This window comes from Streptomyces sp. SID8374 (genome assembly GCF_009865135.1).
Taxonomy (GTDB): domain Bacteria; phylum Actinomycetota; class Actinomycetes; order Streptomycetales; family Streptomycetaceae; genus Streptomyces.
On record NZ_WWGH01000001.1, the window covers coordinates 4,029,527 to 4,054,209 of the forward strand.

Below are 24,683 nucleotides of genomic sequence, written 5' to 3' on the forward strand. Positions count from 1 at the left end.
CGTCTCACGCCTCGACCCGGACCCCGTACTCGGTGACCCAGGTGTTGAACTCGACCAGCCGCTCCATCACCGCGCGGGTGCCCCAGAGCCCGCCGAGCCCGGCGTACGACTCCAGCGGCTTGTCCAGCAGCCGCTGGATGCCCTCGGCCGGGACCAGTTCGAGCACGGGGGAGCCCTCGTGGAGCAGGGCGGCGACCTGGTCGCGCAGGGCCCGGACGTACTCCAGGTCCTGGGTGGAGGGGTACGGGCTCTTCTTGCGGGTCAGCACCGACTCGGGGAGCACGTCTGCGACGGCCGCGCGCAGCAGGCTCTTCTCGCGCCCGTCGAAGTTCTTCATCTCCCACGGAACGTTGAAGACGTACTCGACGAGCCGGTGGTCGGTGAACGGGACCCGGACCTCCAGGCTGGCCGCCATGCTGATCCGGTCCTTCCGGTCCAGCAGGAAGTTCTCCCAGCGGGAGATGTTGAGGTACGTCAGCTCCCGCATCCGCTCCTCACGGGCGGACTCGCCCGGCAGCCGGGGGACCTCCGCCAGCGCCTCGGCGTACCGCGTCTTGACGTACTCCTCCAGACCGAGCCGGTCCCACAGCCCGATCTCCTTCATGGTGTCCAGACCGCCGAGCCGCCGCCAGGCGTCGTACCAGGGGAAGGTGTCCCCGTCGACGGCCTCCTTGTCGAAGAACCAGTTGTAGCCGCCGAAGAGTTCGTCGGCGGTCTCCCCGGAGAGGGCGACGGTCACCTGGCGCTTGAGCGCGGTGCACAGGTGGAGCAGCGAGTGCTCCATGTCGCCGGTGGAGATGGGGAGGTCCTGGCAGCGCAGCACGCGGGCGCGGATGGACTTGTCCAGGACGTCGGCGTTCTCCAGCTCCACGACGATGTGCTCGGCGCCGCAGTGCTCGGCGACCTCGACGGCGTACGGGGTGTCGGGGTCCTGCCAGATCCCGTTGCCGGCGAAGGCCTCGTCGTTGCCCTTGAAGTCGATGGAGAACGCCTTGACGCGCTCGGCGCGCCCCTGGTCCCGGAAGGCCTTGGCGGCCAGCGCGGTCAGGGCGCTGGAGTCCAGTCCGCCGGAGAGCAGGGTGCCCACGGGCACGTCCGCGATGAGCTGGCGCCGGACGATGTCGTCCAGGAGTTCGCGGACCTGGGCGATGGTGGTGTCGAGGTCGTCGCCGTGCGGCTGCGCGGTCAACTCCCAGTAGGTGCGGGCGGTGTGGCCGTCCTTGGTGAAGCGGACGACCGTGCCGGGGACCACCTCGTGCATGCCCTTGAAGACGGCGTGCCCGGGGGTGTTGATGATGGCGAAGATCTCCGCCAGGCCCTCGCGGTCCACGACCGCCTCGGCCTCCGGGTGGGCCAGGATCGCCTTCGCCTCGGAGCCGAAGAGGACCCCGTCGCGGGTCGGGTAGTAGAAGAGCGGCTTCACGCCCATCCGGTCCCGGACCAGCAGGAGTTCCTCGGTGCGCGGGTCCCAGATGGCCAGCGCGTACATCCCGTTGAGCCGCCGGGCGAAGTCCTCGCCCCACCGGAGGTAGGCGTGCAGCACCACCTCGGTGTCGCTGGAGGTGCGGAACTCATGGCCGAGCCCGCTCAACTCCTCTTTCAGCTCAAGGAAGTTGTAGACCTCGCCGGTGTAGACGACGGTCGGCAGGCCGTCGTCGGGCGCGGTGACGTGCATCGGCTGCCGGCCGCCCTCCAGGTCGATGACCGAGAGCCGGCAGTGGCCGAGCGCCACATGGGGTGCCGTCCACACCCCGTCGTCGTCCGGGCCCCGGCACGCCATCGTCGCGGTCATCGCCTCGGCCGTGGCGCCCAGTTGGGAGAGGTCGCGGTCGTAGCCGACCCAGCCTGCGAGTCCACACATAGTGTCTCGTTCCTTTCCTCGTGTTCAGCCGTGTCAACAGCGCTGTACGAAAATCCGGACGGCAGGGCCTAGGTACGGGGCACCCAGCCGGCCCGGTCCCAGTAGCGGAGCTGGCGCTCCTTGAAGGTGGCGGAGACGCGGGCGATGTCCGGGCCGCCGACCACCAGCGTGCTGGGGGTACGGGGCGCGAACTCCGGCCAGACGGGGGCGTGCGGGCTCACCGGCCGCCCGTCGCGGGCGAAGGAGGCGACCAGGTCGATCAGGGTGTCGGAGACCTGGCGCTCCAGCGGGCCGTCGCCGTACGCGGGCGCGTTGGCGGGCAGCGCGTGCGAGCCGAAGAGGAACTTCGATGTCGCCTCGTGCGGGGTGCCGGAGTAGGGGGCGCGCACCGGGTGCGCGAACTCCAGGAGGTACTGCGGCGAGCGGCCCTCGCGGGCGTGCCGCTCGGCCAGCCGGACGATCTGGTAGCGGAACAGGCCGTCGCCCCAGATCTCCGACCAGAGCGACATCGGGTCCTGCGGCAGCCCGTCCGCCACGGCCGCCTTGCGGTAGAAGGCGATGGCCTGGTCCGCGTCGCGGAGGCCGACCCGGGCGCTGCCCTTGCGCAGCACCATGAAGACGGCTTCGCGCAGCTCGGCGTCGTCGGTGGGGTGCGGGCCCGGGTAGGGGTAGCCGGGTCCGCCGGTGAAGAAGGAGCCCTCGGTACGGGCGTACACCGGCATGATCGGTATCTGCGGGGTGGGCAGCTCATGGTCGTACCCGCGCATCCACTGCCCGTCGGGCACCGGCCCCCGGTACTCGCGCCACCCGGCCACCGGGCGGTCGGAGGGGTCGCCGGAGTACAGCTCCTCCCAGGCGGCCTTCAGCTCCGGGCCCGATACGCCGCGCAGCCCGGCGACCGTCGTGCCGAGCCGGGACGCGAGCAGCGCGTAGACCTCGCGGGACTCGCGCGGAGTGGTCGAACTCGCGGGATTCCAGACGTGCTTGGCGCTGATCGGTATAGCCCGCCTGATCACCCCGCGCAGCTGCGGCAGGAGGCTGAGCTGCCAGGTGCTGGACCCGCCGGCCGAGGTGCCGGCCAGCGTGATGTTGCCCGGATCGCCGCCGAAGGCAGCGGCGTTGGCCTGGACCCAGCGCAGCAGCGCCGCCTGGTCCTGGAGGCCCCAGTTGGCGAAGGACGAGGTCCGCCGGTCGGTGAACTCCTCGTGGAGCCCCCAACCCAGCAGCCCCAGGCGGTAGTTGAAGTTGATGACGACCATGTCGCCGCGCACGGCGGGCTTGGCGCCGTCGTAGTCGGGCTCGCTGCCCGCCCCGAGGAACCAGCCGCCGCCGTGGATGTAGACCACTACCGGCCGGCGGCCCGTGGTGCTCGGCGTCCAGACGTTGGCGTACAGGCAGTCCTCGCTGCTGTCCGGCAGGTAGTCGGTCTGGAGCGCGGGGGCGCCGAAGGCGGTGGCGTCCCGTATCCCGTTCCACGGTTCGGGCGGCCGGGGGGAGGCGAAGCGCAGCGGTCCCACGGGCGGGGCCGCGTAGGGGACACCGCGGAAGACGGTGACGTCGTCGAGTCGCTGACCGGCGATGCGGCCGGCGGTCGTCCGGACGACCACCGGTCCGGTACGGGGCCCGGAGGGCCGGTGGGCGGCGGTCGCGGCCGCCGCTGGAACGGCCGGGCCGGCGGTCGCCGCGGCGGCCGCGGCAGCGGCGGCGGTGACCACGAACGTACGCCTGGGAAGGCCGGAACTGGTGCGTGATGTCATGAGGAGAGGTCTCCAGGGGCCTGGCGCCGATACGGAAGCAGCCGGTACGGACGCGGCCGGTACGGGGCGCAGCCGGTATGGACGCAGCCGGTACGGGTGTGGCCCGGTAGGGACGCGACCGGTACGGAAGCCACCGGTACGGACGCGGAGCAGGGGTCGGGAGCGGCCTCATGGTGCAACGCGTCCGTGATGTCCGCCCAGGGGCGCCCGGCTAGTCCGTCAGGTCCAGGCCGCTGGACGCGGGTAGACCTGATGGAATCCGCGTCACCTGACGAACTGCTTCCCCGCCGGTTGGCAGCCGCCCCGATCCGGCCCAGGATCGGCAGCCGGACCAGGGCGGGACGGCCGCCCCCTCCTGACCCGCGGGCTCGGGTCGTCCATGGACCGAGCGGCGCGGGACCCCCGGGACGCCGCCTCGTCACGGACGACGCCCGCGACGGGTTTGCCGACGCCGCACCGACTCACACCCGACAGCGAGCGTTCCCCGCTCGCGCCATGCGACCGTGGAGGCACCAGTGGACAACGTCGTGTCCGAGATCCGGCTCAGGCCCGCACTCCAGCAGCCTGACTGGCCCGATGCCGAACACCTGGAAGACGTGCGCAGAACGCTCTCCGGCCGCCGGGCCCTCGTCCGGTACGAGGACACCCAGGCCCTCCGGCAGATCCTCGCGCAGGTGGCCCGGGGCGAGGCGCAGGTGGTCCAGGCGGGCGACTGCGCCGAGGACCCCATGGAGTCCAGCGCCGGGTACGTCGCCCGCAAGGCCGCCGTACTCGACTTACTGGCCGGGGCCATGAAGATGGCCTCGCACAAGCCGATCGTGCGGATCGGCCGGATCGCCGGCCAGTTCGCCAAGCCGCGTTCCAAGCCGCTGGAGCGGATCGGCGGGGTCGAACTCCCCGTCTACCGGGGCCATATGGTCAACAGCCCCGAACCCGCCCCCAAGGGCCGCATCCCCGACCCGGCACGGCTGCTCACCGGCTACGACGCGGCGGGCGAGATGATGGGCCACCTCGGCTGGCTCGCCACCCCGCGCGAGCGCACCAGGGGCATCGACCCGCTGGTGTGGACGAGCCACGAGGCGCTGCTCCTCGACTACGAGCTGCCGATGCTCCGCCGGGACGAGTCGGGCGCCCTCTGGCTCGCCTCCACCCACCTGCCGTGGATCGGCGAGCGCACCCGGGCGCTGGACGGGGCGCATGTGGAGCTGTTCGCCTCCATCGCCAACCCGGTGGCCTGCAAGGTCGGCCCCTCGATGACCGTCCCGGACCTGCTCGCCCTCTGCGAGCGCCTCGACCCCTCCCGCGAGGCCGGACGGCTCACCCTGATCTCCCGGATGGGCGCGGAGACCGTGGGCGAGCGGCTGCCCGCCCTGGTCGCGGCGGTCCGGGCGGCCGGGCACCCGGTGAGCTGGCTCTGCGACCCGATGCACGGCAACACCGTCACCACCGGCGAAGGGCTCAAGACCCGCTACCTGGAGCACGTGGAGCGGGAGGTGCGCGGCTTCCTCGCCGCCGTCCGCTCGGCCGACGGCACCCCCGGCGGCATCCACCTGGAGACCACCCCCGACGACGTCACCGAGTGCGTGCGCAACGAGACCCGGGCCCACCAGGTCGGCGAGAAGTACACGAGCTTCTGCGACCCCCGGCTGACCGCCTCCCAGGCGGTCTCGGTCATCGCCGCCTGGCGCGACTGAGCGGGACCGCGTACCGCAGCCCCCTTTTCAGGCACCCGTACAACCCTCGTACGAAGGAGAGTTCAGGTGGAAGAGCAGACAGCACTGGTCACCGGGGCCGCCGGCGGCATCGGCGCGGCCGTGGTCCGGCTGCTCGCCGAGCAGGGCACGGCCGTGGCCGCGGTCGACCGCGACGCCGACCGGCTGGCCGAGGAGGTCGACAAGCTCCGCGCGGAGTCCCTGCCGGTGACGGCCTTCCCGGTCGACGTGTCCGACAGCGCGGCGGTGAACGCCGTGGTCGAGGCCGTCGAGGAGCGGGTCGGGCCGGTGGACCAGCTGGTCAACGCCGCCGGGGTGCTGCGCCTGGGCCCGGTCAGCGAGATCACCGACCAGGACTGGCGAGCCATGCTGGACGTCAACATCACCGGCGTCCTGAACGTGTCCCGGGCGGTCGTGAACCGGATGATCCCGCGCAGGCGGGGCGCCATCGTCACCGTCACCTCCAACGCGGCCGTCACCCCCCGGGCGGGGATGGCCGCCTACGCCGCCTCCAAGGCGGCGGCGACCCTCCTCATCAAGTCGCTCGGCCTGGAGGTCGCCGAGTACGGCATCCGCTGCAACACCGTGGCCCCCGGCTCCACCGACACCCCGATGCTCCGGTCGATGTGGCACGACCGGGCGGCCGAGCAGCACACCCTCGACGGCTCCCCGGCCGCGTACCGCGTCGGTATCCCGCTGCGCCGGATCGGCAGGCCCACCGATGTGGCGGAGGCGGTGGCGTTCCTGCTCTCCGACCGGGCCGCCCAGATCACCCTGCACGACCTGACCGTGGACGGCGGCGCCTCGCTGGGGGCCTGACCGGCCGGACACCGCCCCCCGGGTGGTGTCCGGCGACCGGAACAGCACCACTCCCGAAAGGACCAGGACCACCCATGGCCGGCATCGCCCCCATCCCGCCGTACCCGCTCCCGGACCGCGGCGACCTCCCCGACAACACCGCCCACTGGAGCATCGACCCCGACCGGGCCGTCCTGCTCTTCCACGACATGCAGCGCTACTTCCTCCAGCCGTTCGCCCCCGAGCTGCGCGAACCGCTGCTGGCGAACGCGTCCCGGCTGCGGGCCTTCGCCGTCGCGGCCGGGATGCCGGTGGCGTACACCGCCCAGCCCGGCTCCATGACCCCCGAACAGCGCGGCCTGCTCAAGGACTTCTGGGGCCCCGGCATGCGCGCCGAGCCCGCCGACCGCGAGGTGGTCGACGAGCTGGCCCCCGCCCCCGGCGACTGGCTGCTGACGAAATGGCGCTACAGCGCCTTCTTCCGCACCGACCTGCTGGAGCGGATGCGCGCGGCCGGCCGGGACCAGCTCGTGATCAGCGGGGTTTACGGGCACGTCGGCGTGCTGATGACCGCCGTCGAGTCCTTCACCCAGGACATCGAGACCTTCCTGGTCGCCGACGCCGTCGCCGACTTCTCCCTGGAGCGGCACCGGATGACCGTGGAGTACGCCGCGCACCGCTGCGCCGTGGTGCTCACGACCAAGGAGGCGGTGGGCTGATGACCGATCTGCTCGGGCAGGTGCTCGCCCCCCACCCGCCGCCCTTCGCCCTGCTGTACCGCCCCGAGTCCACCGGCGAGGGCACCCTCGACGTGCTGGTCGGGGACGTGCACGCGTACGAGACCCTGGCCGACATCCCGCTCCCCCCGGGCCCCGGGGGCGAGGCCCGGCACGACGCCCCCGGTGGCGTGGGCCGGGAACGCCACGACGCGCTCGTCCTCGTCCCGTACCGCCAGATCGCCGAGCGCGGCTTCATCGGCACCGAGGACGGCTCGCCGCTCCTGGCGATGACCGTCACCGGCCAGGAGACCCGGACGGTCGCCGAGGCGCTGCGCCGCATCCCGGACCTCCCGATCGCCCTTACCGACGGCGGGTTCGACACCGACGACGAGACGTACGCCGAGACCGTACGCCGGGTCGTCACCGAGGAGATCGGAACCGGCAAAGGCGCCAACTTCGTCATCAAGCGCTCCTACTCGGCGGACATCACGGATTACGGGCCGGGCGCCGCGCTGACCTTCTTCCGGCGGCTGCTGGAGCGCGAGTCCGGCGCGTACTGGACGTTCGTCGTCCACACCGGCGAGCGCACCTTCGTCGGCGCCACCCCCGAGCGCCATGTCAGCCTCTCCGGCGGCCTCGCCGTGATGAACCCGATCAGCGGCACCTACCGGTACGCGGCCTCCGGCCCGAGCCTGCCCGCCATGATGGAGTTCCTCGCGGACCGCAAGGAGATCGACGAGCTGTACATGGTCGTCGACGAGGAACTGAAGATGATGTCCCGGATCTGCCCGGACGGCGGACGGGTCATCGGACCGTTCCTCAAGGAGATGGCCCGCCTCGCCCACACCGAATACTTCATCGAGGGGCACAGCGACCGCGACCCGCGCGACATCCTGCGCGAGACGATGTTCGCGCCGACCGTCACCGGCAGCCCGCTGGAGAGCGCCTGCCGCGTCATCAACCAGTACGAGCCCGAGGGCCGCGGCTACTACAGCGGGGTGGTGGCCCTCCTCGGCCGCGACCGCGACGGCGGCCACGCCCTGGACTCCTCGATCCTCATCCGCACCGCCGACATCGATGCCACCGGCCGGCTGCGGATCGGCGTCGGCGCCACCCTCGTACGCCACTCCGACCCGATGTCCGAGGCGGCCGAGACCCGCGCCAAGGCGGCCGGGCTGCTGGCGGCGCTGGAGGCCGGCGGGCAGGTTCGGCTCTCCGCCAACCCCGAGGTCCGGGCCGCGCTCGCCGAACGCAACTCCTCCCTGGCGGACTTCTGGCTCGCCCACGCGGGGGACCGGCACGCCCCGGACCCGTACCTCGCCGGGCGGCGGGTGCTGGTGGTCGACGCCGAGGACACCTTCACGTCGATGATCGCCCAGCAACTCAGCGCGGTGGGACTGTCGGTGACGGTGCGTCGGTTCGACGAGCCGTACGACCCGGCCGACCACGACCTCACGGTGATGGGCCCGGGCCCCGGCGACCCGCGCGACCTCACCGACCCGAAGATCGCCCATCTCGACGCGGCCGTAGGGAAGTTGCTGGAGACCCGTACGCCGTTCCTCGCCGTCTGCCTCAGCCACCAGGTGCTGAGCCGGCGGCTGGGGCTCCCGCTGATCCGCCGGGAGGTGCCCAACCAGGGCGTCCAGCGGGAGATCGACCTCTTCGGCCGGCGCGAACGGGTGGGCTTCTACAACACCTTCGCCGCGGTGTCGGAGGAGGAGAAGTTCGATTCCCCGGGTGTCGGCCCCGTCGAGGTGAGCCGCTCCCCCCGGACCGGCGAGGTGCACGGGCTGCGCGGACCCTGGTTCGCCTCCACCCAGTTCCACGCCGAGTCGGTGCTCACCCGCGACGGGGTACACATCACCCGCAACCTGCTGACCGAACTGCTGCGGCGCACCGAAGGAGCGGCCCGATGACGAGCGACGACCCGGCCCTGGTCAACACCGAACGCACGGAGGGTGGTTCGCCGATCCTGACCGTCTGGTCGGACATCGGCTGCCCCTGGGCGGCGCTGGCCCTGCACACTTTGCGGGCGGCCTCCGAGCGGCTGGAGCTGCCGGTCCTGGTCGACCACCGGGCCTTCCCGCTGGAGCTGTTCAACCGGGAGCCCACCCCGAAGTTCATCGTGGACGTGGAGGTCGCCGCCATCGCCGCCCGCCGCCCCGAGGTGGGGTGGCGGCGCTGGACGGCCCCGGAGTGGACCTACCCGTCCAGCATCCTGCCCGCCCTGGAGGCCGTACAGGCGGCGAAGTCCCCGGCCGTGGGCGGGCTGCGGGCCTCCGACGAGTTGGACACCGCGCTGCGCCACGCCTTCTACGTGCAGAGCCGGTCCATCGGCGTGCACGCGGTGATCCTGGAGCTGGCCGAGGCGTGCGAGCCCGTGGACGCGGAGGCGCTGGCGAAGGCGCTGCGCGCGGGGGAGGGCCGGGCGGAGGTGTACGGCCAGTGGGACATCGCCCAGGGGCCGCAGGTGCAGGGGAGCCCGCACCTGTTCGCGCCGGGCGGGTACGCGGTGCACAACCCGGGGGTGCGGTGCCGCTGGACGGACGCGCCGGAGAACGGGGGCTTCCCGCTGTTCGAGGCGTACGAGGACGGGTGGGCGGAGGAGCTGCTGCGGCGGCTGCACGGCTGAGCACGTAGGTACACACAGGTGTGCGCGGTGGCCTCCCTTTCGGGGGGTGCCACCGCGCACGTGTGTGATCAGCGCCGAGGGGGCCGGCCCTCTCGCCCCACCTCCCGGTCGACCAGGGCGCCCGCCGCTCCCGTGTAGTGCGCCGGGTCGCAGAGCCGGTCCAGCTCCGCACCGGCCGGGAGCCCCGCGGCCTCGGGGCGGTCCGCCAGTACCTGCGCCAGCGGCCGGCCGCTCGTCCGTACCTCGTCGGCGATCTCGCCGAGCAGCCGCTTCGCCGCCGTACGGCCGAGATGCGGGGCCAGATGCGCCGCGATCCGCTCGGTCACCACCTGGTCGCCGGTGAGCGCCAGGTTGTCGCGCATCCGGTCCGGGTGCACCTCAAGGCCCGCGCAGAGCTCCACCGCCGTGTGCGCGGCCCCGGCGGTCAGCCGCAGGCACTCCCGTAACGGAGACCACTCGGCGTGCCAGACGCCCGCCGACCGTTCGTCCTCCGACACCAGGCACTGGGTCAAACCGGCTGCCAGCAGCGGCACTTGGAGGGCGGCGCTGCGGATCAGCGTGGCGAGGACCGGGTTGCGTTTGTGCGGCATCGCGGAGGAGGCGCCGCGCCCCGCGACGGAGGGCTCCGCGACCTCGGCGACCTCGGTCCGGGCCATCGACTGCACGTCGATCGCGATCTTGCCGAGCGCGCCGGTGGTGAAGGCGAGGGCGGCGCCCAGGTCCGCGACGGGCGCCCGCAGGGTGTGCCAGGGCAGCGGGGGCCTGGCGAGCCCGGTCTCGGCGGCGAACCCGTCCAGCAGCAGCCCGAGGTAGCCGTCGACGTCCTCGGCCCGTTCGTCGCCGTCGACCCGGGCGTACTCCAGGTACCCGGCGAGCGTCCCGGCCGCCCCGCCGAGCGAGACGGGCAGCCCGCCGTCGAGGACCGCGGTGATCCGCCGGTGGGCGTCCAGCAGCAGCCGCCGCCACCCGGCCGCCTTGAGCCCGAAGGTGGTCGGTACGGCCTGGAGGGCGAGGGTGCGGCCGGGCATGACGGTGTCCCGGTGCTCCCGCGCCAGCCCGGCCAGCGACTCGGCGGCCGCTTCCAGGTCCGCCGCGATCAGCCCCAGGGTCCGGGCGGCGACCAGCATGGCCCCGGTGTCCAGGATGTCCTGGCTGGTGGAGCCCCGGTGGACGTACTCGGCGGCCTCCGGCGACACCTCCGCGACGGCCCGGGTCAGCGCCGCGACCAGGGAGACCACCGGGTTGGCCGTCTCCCGGGAGGCGAGCGCGACGGCCCGCAGATCCAGGGCCCGCGCCCGCACTGTACGGGTGACGGTCTCGGCGGCCTCCTTCGGTACGGTGCCGATCCCGGCCTGGGCCCGGGTCAGCGCCGCCTCGGCGTCCAGCATGGCCTGGAGCCACGCCTCGTCACCGGTCGCCGCCTCACCGGGCGTGCCGGCGCGGACGGGGGAGAGGAGGCCGGAGTCGATGCCGGGGGGCGGTTCTGTACCGGTGCCGGTCGGAGCGGGTGACCGTACTCCCGTATCGGTGCCGGTACGGACGGGCGACGGGGGTTGGGAGCCGTTGCCAGGAGGCACTGCGGCATCGGTGCCGGTCGGAGCCGGTGACCGTGCCTCCGTATCGGTGCCGGTACGGACGGGCGACGGGGGCCGGGGGCCGTTGTCAGGAGGCACTGCGGCATCGGTGCCGGTCGGAGCGGGTGACTGTACCCCCGTATCGGCGCCGGGACGGACCGGTGACGCCGGTCCGGGGGCGGGAACGGTGGCGGCCGGGCGCGCCGCCGCCCCCGGTGCCGTGGCACCAGGGGCGGCGGCGCGGGGGCCGTTGGCCTCGGCGGTCACACGATCACCCCGACGAAGCCCTCTTCCGAGGCGTGGGGCCGTGCGGACCACGGCTTGTGGGCGACCGGCGGCACGGCCAGGGCGGCCCGCGCGATGGCGTCCGAGTCGCCGAGCGTCACCGAGTCGACCCCGGGGCGGATGCCCGCGGCGGTGACCCAGTGCACCGACTCCGTCGGCACGCCGTAGGCGAAGCGCCGGGGGTGCGCCTGCCCGTTCCCGTCCAGCAGCCGGTACGGGCGTTCGGTGACGGCCAGCCCGCCGGTCTGGTAACTCCCGCCCCGCGAACCGGCGATGGAGTACGGACGCGCCTGCCCGGTGTCGAGGAGGTGGCGCATCAGCGGGTCGTCGGTGCGCCGCAGATCGGGCTCGGGCAGCCGGGCCTCGATCAGCACCGTGGAGTGGATCGGCGGCCCGGGTACGTCGGTGGAGACCGCGACGAACTGCGGTACGGCGGTGTCCACCGCGATCTTCGTGCCCGGCCCGGTCACCTCCAGCAGACCGCACTCGATGAGCGCGATCATCTCCTCGATCCGCGAGGCCGGGGGGCCGATGGAGAGGAACGCGTTGAGCGGTGTGTACCAGCCCTCCAGCTCGTCCCGGTAGGAGTCGCCCTCCAGACCGCCGTGGTCCACCGCGAGCCGGATCTCGTTGCGCAGATCGCGCAGCACGTCCAGCGCGGCCTTGACCGGTCCGCTGACGTTGCCGCTGCGGGCCGCGACGACATCGGCGGCCAGATACTCCAGCAGCCAGGCCCGGAAGCTGTCCCGGCTGGTGAACTCCCGGTCCTCGTACGGCCGGGAGAGCCGTTCCCAGGACCAGTGCTCGTCCGGCTGGATACCGAACTCCGTGAGCAGCCGCACCCCGTCGTCGTCGGCGGGCCGCTTCAGGTACCGCTCCGCCAGCTGTGCGCCGTCGTCCGCGCGTCCCTGGGCGGTGAGCAGGGTCTCGTAGTAGACGCTCTCCACCTCCCGCGAGATCAGCGGCCACAGGTCGGTGGAGAACCGGATCCGCTGCCCCTCGGCGGAGCGGGCGCGCAGCTTGGCGATGTACTCGACGGTGAGGAGCCGGGGGAAGTACCGCCCGTAGGCGCCCTTCTGGTTCTCGCCGCGCGAGTGGTACGGCACCCCGCGCCGCGAGAACGCGTACATCCGCGGCTCGCGCCCCGAGGGCCGGTAGACGAGCTTGCCGTCCTCGCCGCGCTCGTACGTCCCGCCCCGGCCCGCGCTGAACAGGGCCATGTGGTCGAAGAAGTTGAGCCCGAGGCCGCGCAGCAGGACCGGCTGCCCCGGCTGGATGGAGCTGAGGTCGAGGTCGGCCGGGTTGGCCGGGGCCACATAGGTGAGGTGGTGGATGCGGGCGAGTCCGGCCGTACGCGCCTCGCGCGGGGTGAGCCGGGTGGGCAGGTGGCCCTGGGCGAGGACGATCACGTCGAGTTCGTTGAGCCGGGTGCCGTCCTCCAGCCGTACGCCCTGGGTGCCGTCGGTGACCCCGTGCACATCGGCGATGGCCACCGCGCGGGAGCGGTGGACGGTGACGGTCACATGCTCCGGCGCCCGGTCCACCACCTGCTGGAAGCAGCTGCGCAGGTAGCGGCCGTAGAAGGACCGGGTGGGGTACGTGTCAGGCCCCAGGGCCCGGGCCTCCGCCAGCATCTCCTCCTCGGCCTCGCCGTGGCCCGCCTCGGTCCGCGCGACCACCGCGCGGGCCCACTCGTACAGGCTGGGCCCGGACTCGATCGGGCCCTCCAGCCGGGCGCTGTCGTCGGTGAAGACGGTGATCTGCGAGGCCACGGTGTTCATCAGCAGATGGCGGGACTGCTCGGGCCGCCAGACCGTCCCCGCGCCCGGCGGCGAGGGGTCCACCACGTGGATGGTGATGGCGGAGTGGCGCGGGGTGGCCCGCTCGTTGGCGCAGAGCCGTTCCAGCACGGAGAGCCCGCGGGGCCCGGCGCCCACCACACAGACTTCGAGAGGGGCGTCGCTCATGACAGCCCGCCCGCTGAGCCGTTGGAGCCTGCCGCTCCGTTGGCGCTGGCCGTCCCGTTGGAGGCGGAGGCCCCGTTGGAGCCGGCGGTCCCGTCGGAACCGCTCGCCAGCAGCCGGGCCAGCTCCAGCCGCTTGATCTTGGTGGTCGCCGTCTGCGGCAGATCCTCCAGCTTCCACCGGACCGGGTCGGCCATCGGGGGCAGACCGACGACCGCGTCCCGCCACACCCGCTCGTCCAGCGGCTTGTCGTCGCGGGTGGAGACCACGGGGACGGGCCGGCCGTCGGGGCCGGGGATGATGATGACCTCGATCAGGTCCTCGACCCGGGCGAAGAGCTTGTCCTCGATCTCCAGGGTGGACTCCACACCGGGGATCTCGTCGACCTCGCGGTCCAGCAGGTGCAGACAGCCCCACTTGGTGCGGTAGCCGACGTCGCCCATGCGCCACCAGCCGTCGTTGACCTGCTTCTCCCACCGCTGGTGCTCGCCGAGGTAGGTGACGATGCGGCCGTCGCTGCGCACCTCGATGAAGCCGGGCGAGGACTTGGTGGGCGGCCGCCCGTCGCGGCTGACCACGCGGACGTTGGTCATCCCGTGGAACGGCGAGCCGACGCACCGGCCGTCCGCCTCGGCGCCGCGCTTGCGGGAGTAGGTGCGGGCCGCGATCGGACCGACCTCGCTCTGGCCGTACGCCTGGGCGAACAGCGGCAGCCGACGGCGCGAGGCGCCCAGCAGGGTGTGCACGGTACGGGGGTGGATGGCGTCGAAGGTGGAGCTGAAGTATTTGACGTTGCTCAGCGGGCCGCGCGGGTCCTTCGCCAGCACCTCCCACCGCAGGAAGGTGTTGGGGTGGGCCTCGATCAGCCCCGGCGGGACCTGCGAGAAGAGCGTGGCCACCGACTCCGGCTCGTCGTCCTTGAGGATGATCAGCGGGTGGCCCTGGAGGATCGCGATCGGCATGGCGGTGAACATCCGCGAGTGCACGAACGAGACGTGGATGGCGACCGGTTCGCGGCTGCGGACCGCCGAGACCACGGTGGCCTGGGGGCGGTAGCGGGCCTGGAAGGTGTGCCCGGTGTGCACGGCCAGTTTGGGTGTGCCGGTGGTGCCCGATGTGTGGGTGATCAGGGTCGGGTGGTCCGGCGGCATCGTGATCGGATCGACCCGTACGGCACCGGCGTACGAGGCCAGCGGGGTCGCGCCCTCGAAGGTGCCGGAGGTCAGGAGCACCTTGCGCGCCGCCTCGAAGACCTCCGCCGGGAGGCTGTCGGTGAGCTTGGCCTCGTCGGTGACCAGGTACGGCTCCTGTGCCCGGCGCACCAGCTCCACGACGGTGGCGCCGTCCAGCTTGGGGGAGAGCAGCACCGGTACGGCGCCGATCCGGGCCGCCGCGCAGGCCAGCAGCGAGATGTCGAAGCCGTCGGTCTTGTGGACGACGATCCGCTCACCGGTACGGACCCCGGCCGCCCACAGCCGTGACGCCAGCTCGGCGACCAGCTCGGCCACCTCGGGCAGCGCCAGGCGCCGGCCCAGCTCGGGCGCGACGTCCAGGTCGTGGTCCAGGATCACCATGTTGCCGGGGTGCCGGGCGGCCGCCCGGTCGAAGAGCGTTCCGAGCCGGATGCCCTTGTTCCCTATTCGTTGCAGAAACATCTCGCCCACTCCGTTTCACGAACGTTCACGTACGCGGGAAGGAACCCGTGGGAACCCGAAGGGACCCGTCATGCGGATTCGATGACGTCCTTGATGCGCTTGAGGGTGTCGTCGAGGTCCCGTTCCAGCTTTGCGGTCCACTCGTCGATGAATCGCCTGCGGGCGTCCTCGTCGAGTTCGGAGACAATCTTGTGAATTCCGGCGGTCGCTTTCCCCATGCGGAAGTGGTGGACCAGCCGGCTGCCCTCGGGAAGCTCCTCGATGTCGAAGCCCCAGACCGATTCCTGGTCGTCCTGGGCGTGCGAGAGCATCATCCAGCGGAAGGTCACGCCCGGCTCGGCGGCGGTGATGCGGGCCTCGGTGTACCAGGTCCCGCGCACGAGCGGGGCCCAGGCGACGACCTCCTCGCTGCGCAGGTTCTCCCCGCGGAAGATGGTTCCCACGGCCGAGGGCTCGCCGCCGATCCATTCACCGCCCTGGCACTCGGGGCTCCATTCCGCGCTGCGCGGCAAATCGCTGACGACCGCGTAGACCTCTTTCGGGGTGGCGGATACGGCGATGTCCGCGCGCAGTTCGAAAAGCGGCGTGTTGTCGATGACTGATTTACTCATGAGGAGAACTCTGGTTGCGCGCGGAACGCGGGTCAACCAATCCCCGTATGGTCCGTCAAGTTCTTCCGGCCGGAGCTCAGGAATGAACCCTGAGCAGGATTTTTCCGCGCACCTCGCCGCGTTCGAGGCGGCCGTGCGCGTCGGCGGCGGCGCTCAGCGGCATCGGGACCGTCGCCGGGGGGCGCAGCTTCCCTGCCGCCAGCAACGTGCCGATGGTCTCCGCGGCGGCGGCGAGTTCGGCGGCGGTGGCCTGCGAGATGGCGAAGCCGACGACGGAGCAGTCCTTGAGGTACAGCGGACCGGCGGGCAGCACCGGCCGGGTGGCCATCCCGGCCAGGACGACGATCCGACCGCGCCGGGCGAGCAGCCCCACGGCGGTCTCCAGGTCGTTGGCGGCCGAGGTGTCGACGTACACGTCAACTCCCCCCGGACAGGCGGCTCTCAGCCGCCCCGCCACGTCCGGATCGCGGTAGTCGATCACCTCGGCGGCCCCGAGCCCCCGGCAGCGTTCGATGTCCCGCGCCGACGCGGTGGCGACGACCCGGGCACCCGCGTGGACGGCCAGCACGATGAGGGCGCTGCCCACGTTGCCGCCGCCGCCCAGGACGACGACGGTCTCCCCGGCCCGGACCCGGCCGTGCGGATGGAGGGCGAGGTAGGCGGTGGCGGCGGGGTGGGCCAGGGCGACGGCGTCCTCCGGGTTCACCCCGTCGGGCAGCCGGTAGAGCCGGTCGGCCGGGACGGCCACCCGCTCGGCCGCGGCGCCCTGCCGCCCGGCGTGCCCCATGCTGTTGCACCAGACCCGGTCGCCGGCCTCGAAACCGGTCCCGGGCGCGGAGACGGCGACGGTCCCGGCCAGGTCGCGGCCGATGACGAAGGGGAAGGTCAGGGGCGTACGCCAGGCCCCGGACCGGACGAACGTGTCGACGTGGTTGACGGAGGCGACACTCACGTCGACCAGAACCTCGCCCGCCTGCGCCACAGGCGGGGGGAGTTCGCCGTACCGGATGGTGTCGGGGGTACCGAGCTGTTCGATGTAAGCGGCGAGCATGGTGCCGGATTCTGGCAGCGGCACCGGCGTGCCGTCGCCACCTGGAGGGATTCTCTGTCAGGTCGCGCGGGCGGCCCGGCTGGCCCGGCCCCGGCTGGCCCGGCCCCGGCTGGCCCGGCCCGCCCGGGTCGCCAGGCTGGCCCGGCCCCGGCTGGCCCGGCCCGCCCGGGTCGCCAGGCTGGCCAGGCCTGCACGGTTCGCCCATCTCGCCCAGCCCACCCAGGCCGCTCCTAGCATGAGCGCCGTGGACCTGACACTCACCGACCTCACCCCCGACGACCCCCGCATGACCGCCGACGCCGCACCCCTGATCCGCACCCTGCGACCGGAGTTGACCGCCGAGGCCTTCACCGCCTTCGCGCGGGAGGCGTACGGCCAGGGGCTCCGCTTCACGATCGCGTACGACACCGCCACCGCCCGCGCCCTGGGGGCGGCCACGCACCGCCTGCTGGCGACCAGCCGGGGCCGGGTGCTCTTCGTCGACGACCTGGTGACGGCACCCGAGTCACGGGGCCGGGGCGTCGGCGCGTACCTGCTGGCGGAGTTGGAACGTCGCGCCCGGACGGCGGGCTGCCTGCGGGTGGAGCTGGACTCCGGCACCACCAACGTCCAGGCGCACCGGTTCTACCACGCGCAACGCATGACGATCGGGGCGCTGCACTTCGGCAGGGACTTGTGACGCGGACCACACGAGCTGAACCGATGACTTTCTCGCCCACCCCCAGTCATACGGACAGCAAGAAACGCACCACAGCACGCACCACAGCACGCGCAACAGCACGCGCAACAGCCCCTACGAGACAGACGGGACACACTCCATGACCGACGCCGTGAAGGGCCCTGCCAGCTACTTCCCCTCGATCGAGAAGAAGTACGGCCGCCCGGTCTCCGAGTGGAAGGACCTCATCCGCGCCTCCCCGCTGACCGAGCACATGGAGCTGGTCACCTGGCTCAAGACGGAGCACGGCCTGGGCCACGGCCACGCCAACGCCCTGGTGGCCCACACCCTGGCGGAGGACAAGGCCCGCTGACCGCAGCTGTGTCACTTCGCCGCACAGGGTCTGCGGGCGCCGGGACCGGGCCCGCATCATGAAGGTCTGGGGCCAGGCCGTGGAGGGAGGCGAGGGCCCCGGACCAGCGCCCGGTTCTCGCCGACGTACAGCAGAACGTTGACGTAGAGCAGAACGTTGGAGAGCGGGAGCACCTGAGGCTCAGAAGGCGTATCGAATCCGCAGCCACGGCGCGTGCTCCGCGATCAGCTCCCGCAGCCGGGCGAGGGCGTCGCGCTTGACCTCAAGGGCGTAGCGGACGTTGAGGGCGCCGTTCTCCGACCGCTTCGTCTCCTGCGCTCCCGGCTGCCACAGGACCTCCTCGGCCCGGGGGTGCCAGCCGAGGTTGACCTCGTGGAGCTGCTGGTTGTGGGTGAGGATGATGATCTCGGCGGCCGCCTGCGCCTTGACCCGCCCGGGCAGCACGTCGTCCAGCTGGTCGAGGAGCTCGGCCCAGTCCCGCTGCCAGCCGGGCCGGAGCACCACGGGCGAGAGGTTGAAGTGGACCTCGTACCCCGCGTCCAGGAAGTCGGCGGCGGCCGCGATGCGCTCGGCGACCGGGCTGGTACGGAGGTCCAGCAGGCGGGAGTCGTCCGAGGGCATCACGGAGAACCGCACCCGGGTGCGGCCGCGCGGATCCAGCGCGAGCAGATCGGGATTGACGAACTTGGTGGCGAACGAGGCTTTGGCGGAGGGCAGTTCGCGAAATGCGGCGATGAGGTCGGCCGTGTTGTCGCAGATCAGGGCGTCGACGGAGCAGTCGCCGTTCTCGCCGATGTCGTACACCCAGGCGTACGGATCGCACTGATTGGGCTGGGACTTGGGCCCCTGGGCCCGTACATGACGCCGTACGTGGGCGGTGATGGCCTCGATGTTGGTGAAGAGCGTGATCGGGTTGGCGTACCCCTTGCGGCGCGGGACGTAGCAGTACGCGCACGCCATGGCGCAGCCGTTGGAGGCGCCGGGGGCGATCCAGTCGGCCGACCTGCCGTTGGGCCGGGTGGTGAGGGACTGCCGGACGCCCAGGACCAGGATCTCGGTCTTGATCCGGGTCCAGCGGGCGATGTTGCCCTCGTTGCCGTGGAGAGAGGGGATGCGCCAGTGCCCGGCCACCTCGGTGACGGGAACGCCGGGCAGCCGGGCCAGGATCTGTTGCCCACGCGGTGAGGCGAGCGCGGCGGGCTCGGCGTAGACCTCCCGTACGTCCAGCATCCGCCGGGCCCGGGGGCTGTCCCGGAACCCGCCGCCACGGTACGGCGGGTCGGCGGGCAGGGTGTCCTCCCAGCCGAAGAGCGCTTGCTGCTCGGGCTCTTCGGGGGTCTGGTTCACGGCGTCGACCCTACGGGGGCGGCGGAGGGGAGGGGCGCGGCAGGCCGGTCACGGAGTGTCGCCGTACAAGAAGGACAGAAGGCTGCCAGCATCATCCGAACCGACCAGACCACCGACCACCGACCATCGGGCTCGGGATGCGAGGCGGAGGATCTCCATGGCACCACGCCCCCACTGGCTGTTCGGGGACCAGTTGGGCCCGCACTTCCTGGACCCGCGCCACGGCGGCCCGGACGACCGGGCGCCGGTGATCATGATCGAGGCGCGTTCGGTGCTGCGCCGCCGCCGCTTCCACCGGGCCAAGGCGCACCTGATCCTCTCGGCGATGCGGCACCGCGCCGCCGAACTGGGCGACCGGGTCACGTATGTCCGGACGGAGACGTACGCGGAGGGCTTGGAGCAGGTACGGGGGCGTCGTGAACCGGCCCCCTTGACGGTCCGCCACCCGACGTCACGCAGGGCACTGGACTTCGTGAGCGCGCAGGAGGGAGTGGAGATCCTGCCGCCGAAGGGCTTCCTGGTGAGCCAGGAGGACTTCGCTGAATGGGCGGCCAGGAACAAGGGAGCGAGCAAGGGAGCGGACAAGGGCACGGGGGGCTCCCTCCGCCTGGAGGGCTTCTACCGCTGGGTGCGGGAGCGGCACGAGCTGCTGATGGACGGCGACGACCCGGCCGGCGGCCGGTGGAACCTGGACCACGACAACCGCGAACCTCCGCCCCGAGGCCAGGACACCCTGGACGTCCGGGGCCCGTGGCGGCCGAGCGAGGACGAGATCGACGACGAGGTGCGCCGGGACCTCGACCGCTGGGAGCGCGACGGCGAGGTCTCCTTCGTCGGCCGGGACGGCCCGAGGCGCTTCCCCGCCACCCGGCGCGAGGCACGTTCCGCGCTGCGGCACTTCGTGGCCCACCGCCTGGCAGGGTTCGGCAGCCACGAGGACGCGATGCTGGCGGCCGACCCGGTGATGAGCCACAGCCTTCTCTCCGTACCGCTGAACCTCGGTCTTCTGGACCCGGCGGAGTGCGTGGAGCTGGCCGAGGAGGCGTACCGCTCGGGCGACGCGCCGCTCAACAGCGTCGAGGGGTTCGTCCGGCAGATCGCGGGCTGGCGCGAGTACGTGTGGCACCTGTACTGGCACTTCGGCGAGGAGTACCGCCACCGCAACGCCCTGCGCCACACGGCCCCGCTGCCGGACTGGTTCCTCGACCTGGACGCCGACGCGGTCACCGCCAACTGCCTGTCCACGGTGCTGGCCCAGGTCCGGGACACCGGCTGGACCCACCACATCCCCCGCCTGATGGTGCTGGGCAGCCGCGCCCTCCAGGACGGCTGGGACCCGGCGGCCGTCACCGACTGGTTCCACCGCTGCTTCGTGGACGGCTACGACTGGGTGATGCTCCCGAACGTGGTCGGCATGTCCCAGTACGCCGACGGCGGCATGATGACGACGAAGCCGTACACCTCGGGCGGCGCCTACATCAACCGCATGAGCGACCTCTGCGCCCCCTGCGCCTACCGCCCCACCCACCGCACCGGCGACGAGGCCTGCCCCTACACCACCGGCTACTGGTCCTTCCTCCACCGCCACCGCACCCGCCTCGCCGCCAACCACCGCACGGCCCGCGCGGTGAAGGGCCTGGACCGGCTGAAGGACCTGCAGGAACTCCTGGACACGGCGGCGCAGCGGGGTGATGCGGCGCCGTGATCAACGCCTAGTCGATGCGACAAGTCCGGGTGCGCCGGCACCCAGGAGGCATCGGTACCGATGGTGGCCCGCAGGCAGAGCGGTGCGCATGGTTCTGGGGCGCGGTCATGCGGCCACCGCCCCAGGAGCGGTCAGGGAGGCGGCCACAGCCTTCGGTGCGGGCGCACGGCCTCGCCCGCCGTTCAATCGCCCGGAGGACGAGAACCGGCCTCGTGCATCAAACTGCCCTTGCGCAAGGACCTGCACGTCATAGGGGAGGGAGTTGACGTCGAGCACTGGTCAGGTGAGCTGTGGAGCCGGAGATTGCCGCATTGGCGACCAGCGCGGGGACCACTGTCGTCGCCTTGATGGCCACTGATGCCTGGCAGCGCATTCGCGAGGGGATCGTTTTCCTCTGGCGCCGTGAGCACGCAGAGCGTGCCGAAGCCGTCACGGCCGAACTCGAAGCCACGCGTGAAGATCTCCTCGCCGCTTTGGCCACCGGTGACCAGGAGGTCGAGGGCGAACTTCAAGCGGAGTGGCAGGGCCGGATCCGACGCTTCCTCATGGCCCGCCCTGAGGTGGCCGAGCACCTGCGGAGGCTCCTGGCCGAGTTCGGCCCGCCTACAGCGACCGCCCCAGGCGCGATACAACACGCCACCGCCTCCGATCACGCCAGGATCTACCAGGCAGGCCGCGACCGGCACATCCACGAGCGATGAGCGGTGCGATGGACGGCCACGCCGACAGCAGCGGTCGGGTCTATCAGGCTTCCGGAGATCAGCACATCACCGAGCACCACCATCGCGGTGCGGCGGCCCCGGTCGGCTGGGCGGGTGTCGAGTCGGTACGCCAGCCGACGGGCGGTAGGGCGCCGATGGTGTTCCGCGACCGTACCGAGCTGATGGAACGTCTTAGGACGGCCATGGCACCGGGGGCCAGCAACCAGGTCTATGTGCTTCACGGCATGGGCGGATGCGGTAAGACCGCGGTCGCTCGCACCCTTTCCAGTACGCCACGACCGAGGGCGACCGGGTAGGCCTCTGGGTCAATGCGGCCGACCGTACGAGTCTGCGCAGCGGCATGCTTGCCATGGCTGCCGACAGGGGGGGCGACGGACGGCGAGCTGAGCGCGGCCCGGAACGGTCTTCGGGCGCCTGCGGACCTGGTGTGGGAGCGACTCGGCGAGTCCGAGCGCCCCTGGCTGCTGGTACTTGACAACGCCGACGACCCAGAGATTCTGCAGGACGGCGGCTGGCTGCGTGCCAGCGCGCGCAGCACGGTCCTGGTCACCACCCGCCGGGCCGCGGTGCAGTGGTGGCCACACGCCGAGCTGCACTACGCCGGCGCACTGCCACGCGCGGCGGTGGCGCAGGTGCTGTGCGACCTGGCTCCGGATACAGGGACGATGGAAGACGCCGTGGAGGTTGCGGAACGGCTGGGGCGGCTCCCCCTGGCGCTCACTCTCGCGGGAGAATTCCTGTCCCACCAGGTCATCGATCCGTGGACGATGGCGAAATACGGTCGCCACCTCGAGGGCCAGGGGCACGTGGATCTCATTGATCAAGGGACGAGCGCACTGGCCCGGGAGGACGCCAGGCACCTCATCCCTCGGACCTGGCAGTTGTCCCTCAACGCGCTGGCGGCGCAAGGGGTGGAGGAGTCGACGGCGCTGCTTCGGCTGCTGGCCTGCTACGGTTCCGACCCGCTGCCGCTCACACTCCTGAACAGCCCGGAGATCAATGGCCTCGTCCCTCGCGCGCGGGCCGAAGTGGCACTGCGCGGACTACTCGACCAGTCCCTGACGGCGGTGGTCGATACCGGCGTACGATGCGTGCAGACCCACGCCGTGCTGCTTGCCAGTGTGATGGCCGGCATCCCGCGCGACCAGGTCGCACAGCTCACCAGCGCGGTTGCTCGACGCCATGGTGCCGACCATCCCCGAGCGGGGGCCGCAGGACCTACGGATGAGCCTGCTCGCGCCACATGTTCTCGCGCTGCTGCAGCATGCAACCGACGCGTCCGTGGTGGCTGCGGCTCTCGACGTCGCGGTGCGGATCGTCTGCGCGCTCTACCGCACCGGCGACTACCTGTCGGCCCGGAAGCTGCCGTCCGCCGCGGCGGCCACCAGTGGACCCAAACTCGGTCCGGAACACAGGCTCGTGCTGTCCGCGCACTCACGGGCCGGCCGGGCGCTCTTCCGCCTCGGCCGGTTCGAGGAGTCCGAGCCCGTTCTCCGGCGAGTGCTCACGGATCGAGAACGACTCCTCGGACCCGACCACCCCGACACTCTGGACAGCTATTTCGGGATCAACCATCCGTTGCAGCAGCTCGGACGCGTAGCGGAGGGCCTCATGCTGTTCCAGCACACTACGGACGGGCGAGAACGCGTACTCGGGAAAGAACACCCGCTCACGCTGCAGTCCCGAGCTCACCTGCCCGAGTCCCTACCGTCGCCGATCTTGCTGATGAGGTCGATGGCGCGGCGATGCCACTACCAGAAGAGCGCGCCCGGCACTTGGGACCTGACCACGCTGTCACTCTGGGGTCACGGCTCAGCTATGCCCTCGCCCTGGTCCGGCTGAGCCGCTTCGAAGCGGCCGTTGATGACGCACGTCGGGTTGCCGAGGACTACGAACGCTGCCACGGCCCCGACTACGCGCTCACAGTCTCGACGCAGCTGCTGTATGCGCGAGCCCAGGCCGGCCTCGGCGATCTGGCCTCGGCGGTCGAACTGATGGCGGTCGTGGCCCACAGGCACGAACAAAGCTTCGGCGCTCAGCACCCCTACACGGTCAAGAGCTATGAACTTTTGGAGGAACTGAGGGACAAGGCGGCTGGCCGATCCACTGATTGACGATCATGGCCTGTTGCGAAAGCGGATCGCCTGTCAGGCCTGCTTGGGATGCCTTCGAGGAGCTCCAGCCGTACGGCTCCAGGGTCCGTCACACCACCGCCTTCCCAGCACCATCCGGGCTCGGGTATCGCAGCCCGACGGAGGCTGTCGAGCTGTGTAATGCCCGCGTGCGAGCAGGGGGCAGCGCGTCGAGAGGCTGCTGCCAGGACGGGGAGCGTGCTGTGGTGTGAGCTCGGTCGGTTCCAGCGGAAGTTTCGCCAAATGGAAGATTTCTGGCCTTTTTCCTGCGGCGCTGCGCGGAAGGCGAAATTCGGCACACACCCTGAGGGACCCGCCCCTACTGTGATCGCATGAGAGAAGGTATTCCCTTTTCGGTGTCGCCTCTTCGTGCTCTGGTGCCGCATGAGGAGTGGGTGAAGCTGACGAGGTATCCGCCCCAGACCTACCTGGCCGGTCGAGCGTTACTACGCCAGGGCGATAAGGGAACTCAGGTACTGGCACTGGTCAGTGGGATGGTGAAAATCGTCCGCAGTGACCGTGACGGGCAGCAGCGCCTGCTCGCCTTCCGCGGTCCTGGCGAGATCCTGGGGGAGATGGCGATCCAGGGTTCGGGCACGCGGATGGCCAGCGTGTGGGCCATGAGCAGATGCAAAGCTGCCCTCATACCTGGAGAGGATTTCCGACGCTTCGTGGACCATCACAAGCTCGCCTATCCGCTCGCCGTCATGGCCTCCCGCCGTCTGCTAGAGCAGACCGAGATCCATGACGGTGCTGTGCACGAGCGGCTCGCCATGGCCTTGCTCCGTCTGGTCGAGATGTCCGGTGGACAGCGGTCCTTCGACCTCACGAGGGAAGACCTGGCACAGCACATCGGGGTGGGCCGCAAGGCCGTCACTAAGGCATTGGAACGGCTCGGGCCGGACCGGGTGGAGGCCGGGAAGCGCCGGATCGAAGTGACCTGCGTGGAGGGGCTGCGCGAGATGTTCGCCGACCCAGGAGCGCGGCGTGTTCCACGTCACTCCTCGTCCGGTCCTGGGGCGCGGAACGTTTCCGCGCTCACCGGGAAGCTCGAAGCGCGAGCCATCGCACGCACGAGTGCCCCGGCCCGATCTCCGAGGGGTCGGGTGGGCTTCACAGAGGAGTGA

Annotated in this window: 20 protein-coding genes; 11 read left to right on the forward strand and 9 right to left on the reverse strand. The window is 71.6% G+C overall.

Features of this window, described 5'->3' with window-relative positions; genetic code table 11:
* Positions 1 to 4: 4 nt before the first annotated feature.
* Positions 5 to 1,861 (reverse strand): asparagine synthase (glutamine-hydrolyzing), encoded by a 1,857-nt coding sequence (gene asnB, locus GTY67_RS17660; RefSeq protein WP_093689934.1) that lies wholly within the window; start codon positions 1,859 to 1,861, stop codon positions 5 to 7.
* A gap of 68 nt (positions 1,862 to 1,929) precedes the next feature.
* Positions 1,930 to 3,618 carry a carboxylesterase family protein gene (locus GTY67_RS17665; protein WP_161279298.1) on the reverse strand — a complete coding sequence of 563 codons (1,689 nt, stop codon included), beginning with the start codon at positions 3,616 to 3,618 and terminating at the stop codon, positions 1,930 to 1,932.
* Positions 3,619 to 4,133: 515 nt separating this feature from the next.
* Here GTY67_RS17665 and GTY67_RS17670 point away from each other — a divergent pair.
* The 5 genes from GTY67_RS17670 (at position 4,134) to GTY67_RS17690 (ending at position 9,479) form a co-directional block, all read left to right on the forward strand.
* A complete protein-coding gene (locus tag GTY67_RS17670) occupies positions 4,134 to 5,312 on the forward strand; it encodes a 3-deoxy-7-phosphoheptulonate synthase (protein ID WP_093689938.1) in 1,179 nt (392 codons plus the stop codon).
* Positions 5,313 to 5,378: 66 nt separating this feature from the next.
* Positions 5,379 to 6,149: a 2,3-dihydro-2,3-dihydroxybenzoate dehydrogenase gene (locus GTY67_RS17675; RefSeq protein WP_093689940.1), complete on the forward strand. Its 771-nt coding sequence runs from the start codon at positions 5,379 to 5,381 to the stop codon at positions 6,147 to 6,149.
* A 74-nt stretch (positions 6,150 to 6,223) separates the two neighbouring features.
* Positions 6,224 to 6,847, forward strand: a complete 624-nt coding sequence (locus GTY67_RS17680) for an isochorismatase family protein (RefSeq protein ID WP_093689942.1) — start codon at positions 6,224 to 6,226, stop codon at positions 6,845 to 6,847.
* Complete coding sequence (locus tag GTY67_RS17685) at positions 6,847 to 8,763, forward strand: anthranilate synthase family protein (protein ID WP_093689944.1); 1,917 nt, start codon at positions 6,847 to 6,849, stop codon at positions 8,761 to 8,763. Before GTY67_RS17680 ends, GTY67_RS17685 begins: the two co-directional genes overlap by 1 nt.
* Positions 8,760 to 9,479, forward strand: coding sequence for a DsbA family protein (locus tag GTY67_RS17690; RefSeq protein ID WP_161279299.1), 720 nt, complete (start codon positions 8,760 to 8,762; stop codon positions 9,477 to 9,479). Before GTY67_RS17685 ends, GTY67_RS17690 begins: the two co-directional genes overlap by 4 nt.
* Positions 9,480 to 9,547: 68 nt before the next feature.
* Here GTY67_RS17690 and pcaB read toward each other — a convergent pair whose 3' ends face one another.
* The 5 genes from pcaB to GTY67_RS17715 all read right to left on the reverse strand — a co-directional run bounded on the left by pcaB (position 9,548) and on the right by GTY67_RS17715 (position 16,619).
* Positions 9,548 to 10,948 carry a 3-carboxy-cis,cis-muconate cycloisomerase gene (gene pcaB / locus GTY67_RS17695; RefSeq protein WP_161280144.1) on the reverse strand — a complete coding sequence of 467 codons (1,401 nt, stop codon included), beginning with the start codon at positions 10,946 to 10,948 and terminating at the stop codon, positions 9,548 to 9,550.
* Between the two features lie 368 nt (positions 10,949 to 11,316).
* Complete coding sequence (locus tag GTY67_RS17700; RefSeq protein ID WP_093689948.1) at positions 11,317 to 13,305, reverse strand: FAD/NAD(P)-binding protein; 1,989 nt, start codon at positions 13,303 to 13,305, stop codon at positions 11,317 to 11,319.
* Positions 13,302 to 14,957, reverse strand: coding sequence for an AMP-binding protein (locus GTY67_RS17705; RefSeq protein ID WP_237502647.1), 1,656 nt, complete (start codon positions 14,955 to 14,957; stop codon positions 13,302 to 13,304). Before GTY67_RS17705 ends, GTY67_RS17700 begins: the two co-directional genes overlap by 4 nt.
* Positions 14,958 to 15,025: 68 nt before the next feature.
* Complete coding sequence (locus GTY67_RS17710; protein ID WP_161279300.1) at positions 15,026 to 15,568, reverse strand: SRPBCC family protein; 543 nt, start codon at positions 15,566 to 15,568, stop codon at positions 15,026 to 15,028.
* Between the two features lie 76 nt (positions 15,569 to 15,644).
* Positions 15,645 to 16,619: an NADPH:quinone reductase gene (locus GTY67_RS17715; protein ID WP_161279301.1), complete on the reverse strand. Its 975-nt coding sequence runs from the start codon at positions 16,617 to 16,619 to the stop codon at positions 15,645 to 15,647.
* A gap of 235 nt (positions 16,620 to 16,854) precedes the next feature.
* Here GTY67_RS17715 and GTY67_RS17720 point away from each other — a divergent pair, with 235 nt between their 5' ends.
* Both GTY67_RS17720 and GTY67_RS17725 read left to right on the forward strand, forming a co-directional pair.
* The gene (locus GTY67_RS17720; RefSeq protein ID WP_161279302.1) at positions 16,855 to 17,298 is read left to right on the forward strand and encodes a GNAT family N-acetyltransferase; all 444 of its coding nucleotides are present in this window, start codon (positions 16,855 to 16,857) and stop codon (positions 17,296 to 17,298) included.
* 139 nt (positions 17,299 to 17,437) lie between these two features.
* Positions 17,438 to 17,650, forward strand: coding sequence for a DUF4287 domain-containing protein (locus GTY67_RS17725; RefSeq protein ID WP_161279303.1), 213 nt, complete (start codon positions 17,438 to 17,440; stop codon positions 17,648 to 17,650).
* A 180-nt stretch (positions 17,651 to 17,830) separates the two neighbouring features.
* Here GTY67_RS17725 and GTY67_RS17730 read toward each other — a convergent pair whose 3' ends face one another.
* Positions 17,831 to 18,940, reverse strand: coding sequence for a spore photoproduct lyase family protein (locus GTY67_RS17730; protein ID WP_202462124.1), 1,110 nt, complete (start codon positions 18,938 to 18,940; stop codon positions 17,831 to 17,833).
* Positions 18,941 to 19,154: 214 nt separating this feature from the next.
* On the opposite strand from GTY67_RS17730, the gene GTY67_RS17735 reads away from it, so the two are divergent.
* Both GTY67_RS17735 and GTY67_RS17740 read left to right on the forward strand, forming a co-directional pair.
* Positions 19,155 to 20,702 (forward strand): cryptochrome/photolyase family protein, encoded by a 1,548-nt coding sequence (locus GTY67_RS17735; protein ID WP_202461477.1) that lies wholly within the window; start codon positions 19,155 to 19,157, stop codon positions 20,700 to 20,702.
* A 290-nt stretch (positions 20,703 to 20,992) separates the two neighbouring features.
* On the forward strand, positions 20,993 to 21,403 hold the full coding sequence (locus GTY67_RS17740; RefSeq protein WP_161279305.1) for a hypothetical protein: 411 nt from the start codon (positions 20,993 to 20,995) through the stop codon (positions 21,401 to 21,403).
* Between the two features lie 1,064 nt (positions 21,404 to 22,467).
* On the opposite strand, the gene GTY67_RS35535 is transcribed toward GTY67_RS17740, so the two are convergent.
* Positions 22,468 to 22,608, reverse strand: a complete 141-nt coding sequence (locus GTY67_RS35535; RefSeq protein WP_343238698.1) for a hypothetical protein — start codon at positions 22,606 to 22,608, stop codon at positions 22,468 to 22,470.
* 40 nt (positions 22,609 to 22,648) lie between these two features.
* Between GTY67_RS35535 and GTY67_RS35540 the strand changes: the two genes are divergently transcribed.
* Both GTY67_RS35540 and GTY67_RS17750 read left to right on the forward strand, forming a co-directional pair.
* Positions 22,649 to 23,266, forward strand: a complete 618-nt coding sequence (locus GTY67_RS35540; protein WP_343238699.1) for a tetratricopeptide repeat protein — start codon at positions 22,649 to 22,651, stop codon at positions 23,264 to 23,266.
* 622 nt (positions 23,267 to 23,888) lie between these two features.
* Positions 23,889 to 24,683: a Crp/Fnr family transcriptional regulator gene (locus GTY67_RS17750; protein ID WP_161279306.1), complete on the forward strand. Its 795-nt coding sequence runs from the start codon at positions 23,889 to 23,891 to the stop codon at positions 24,681 to 24,683.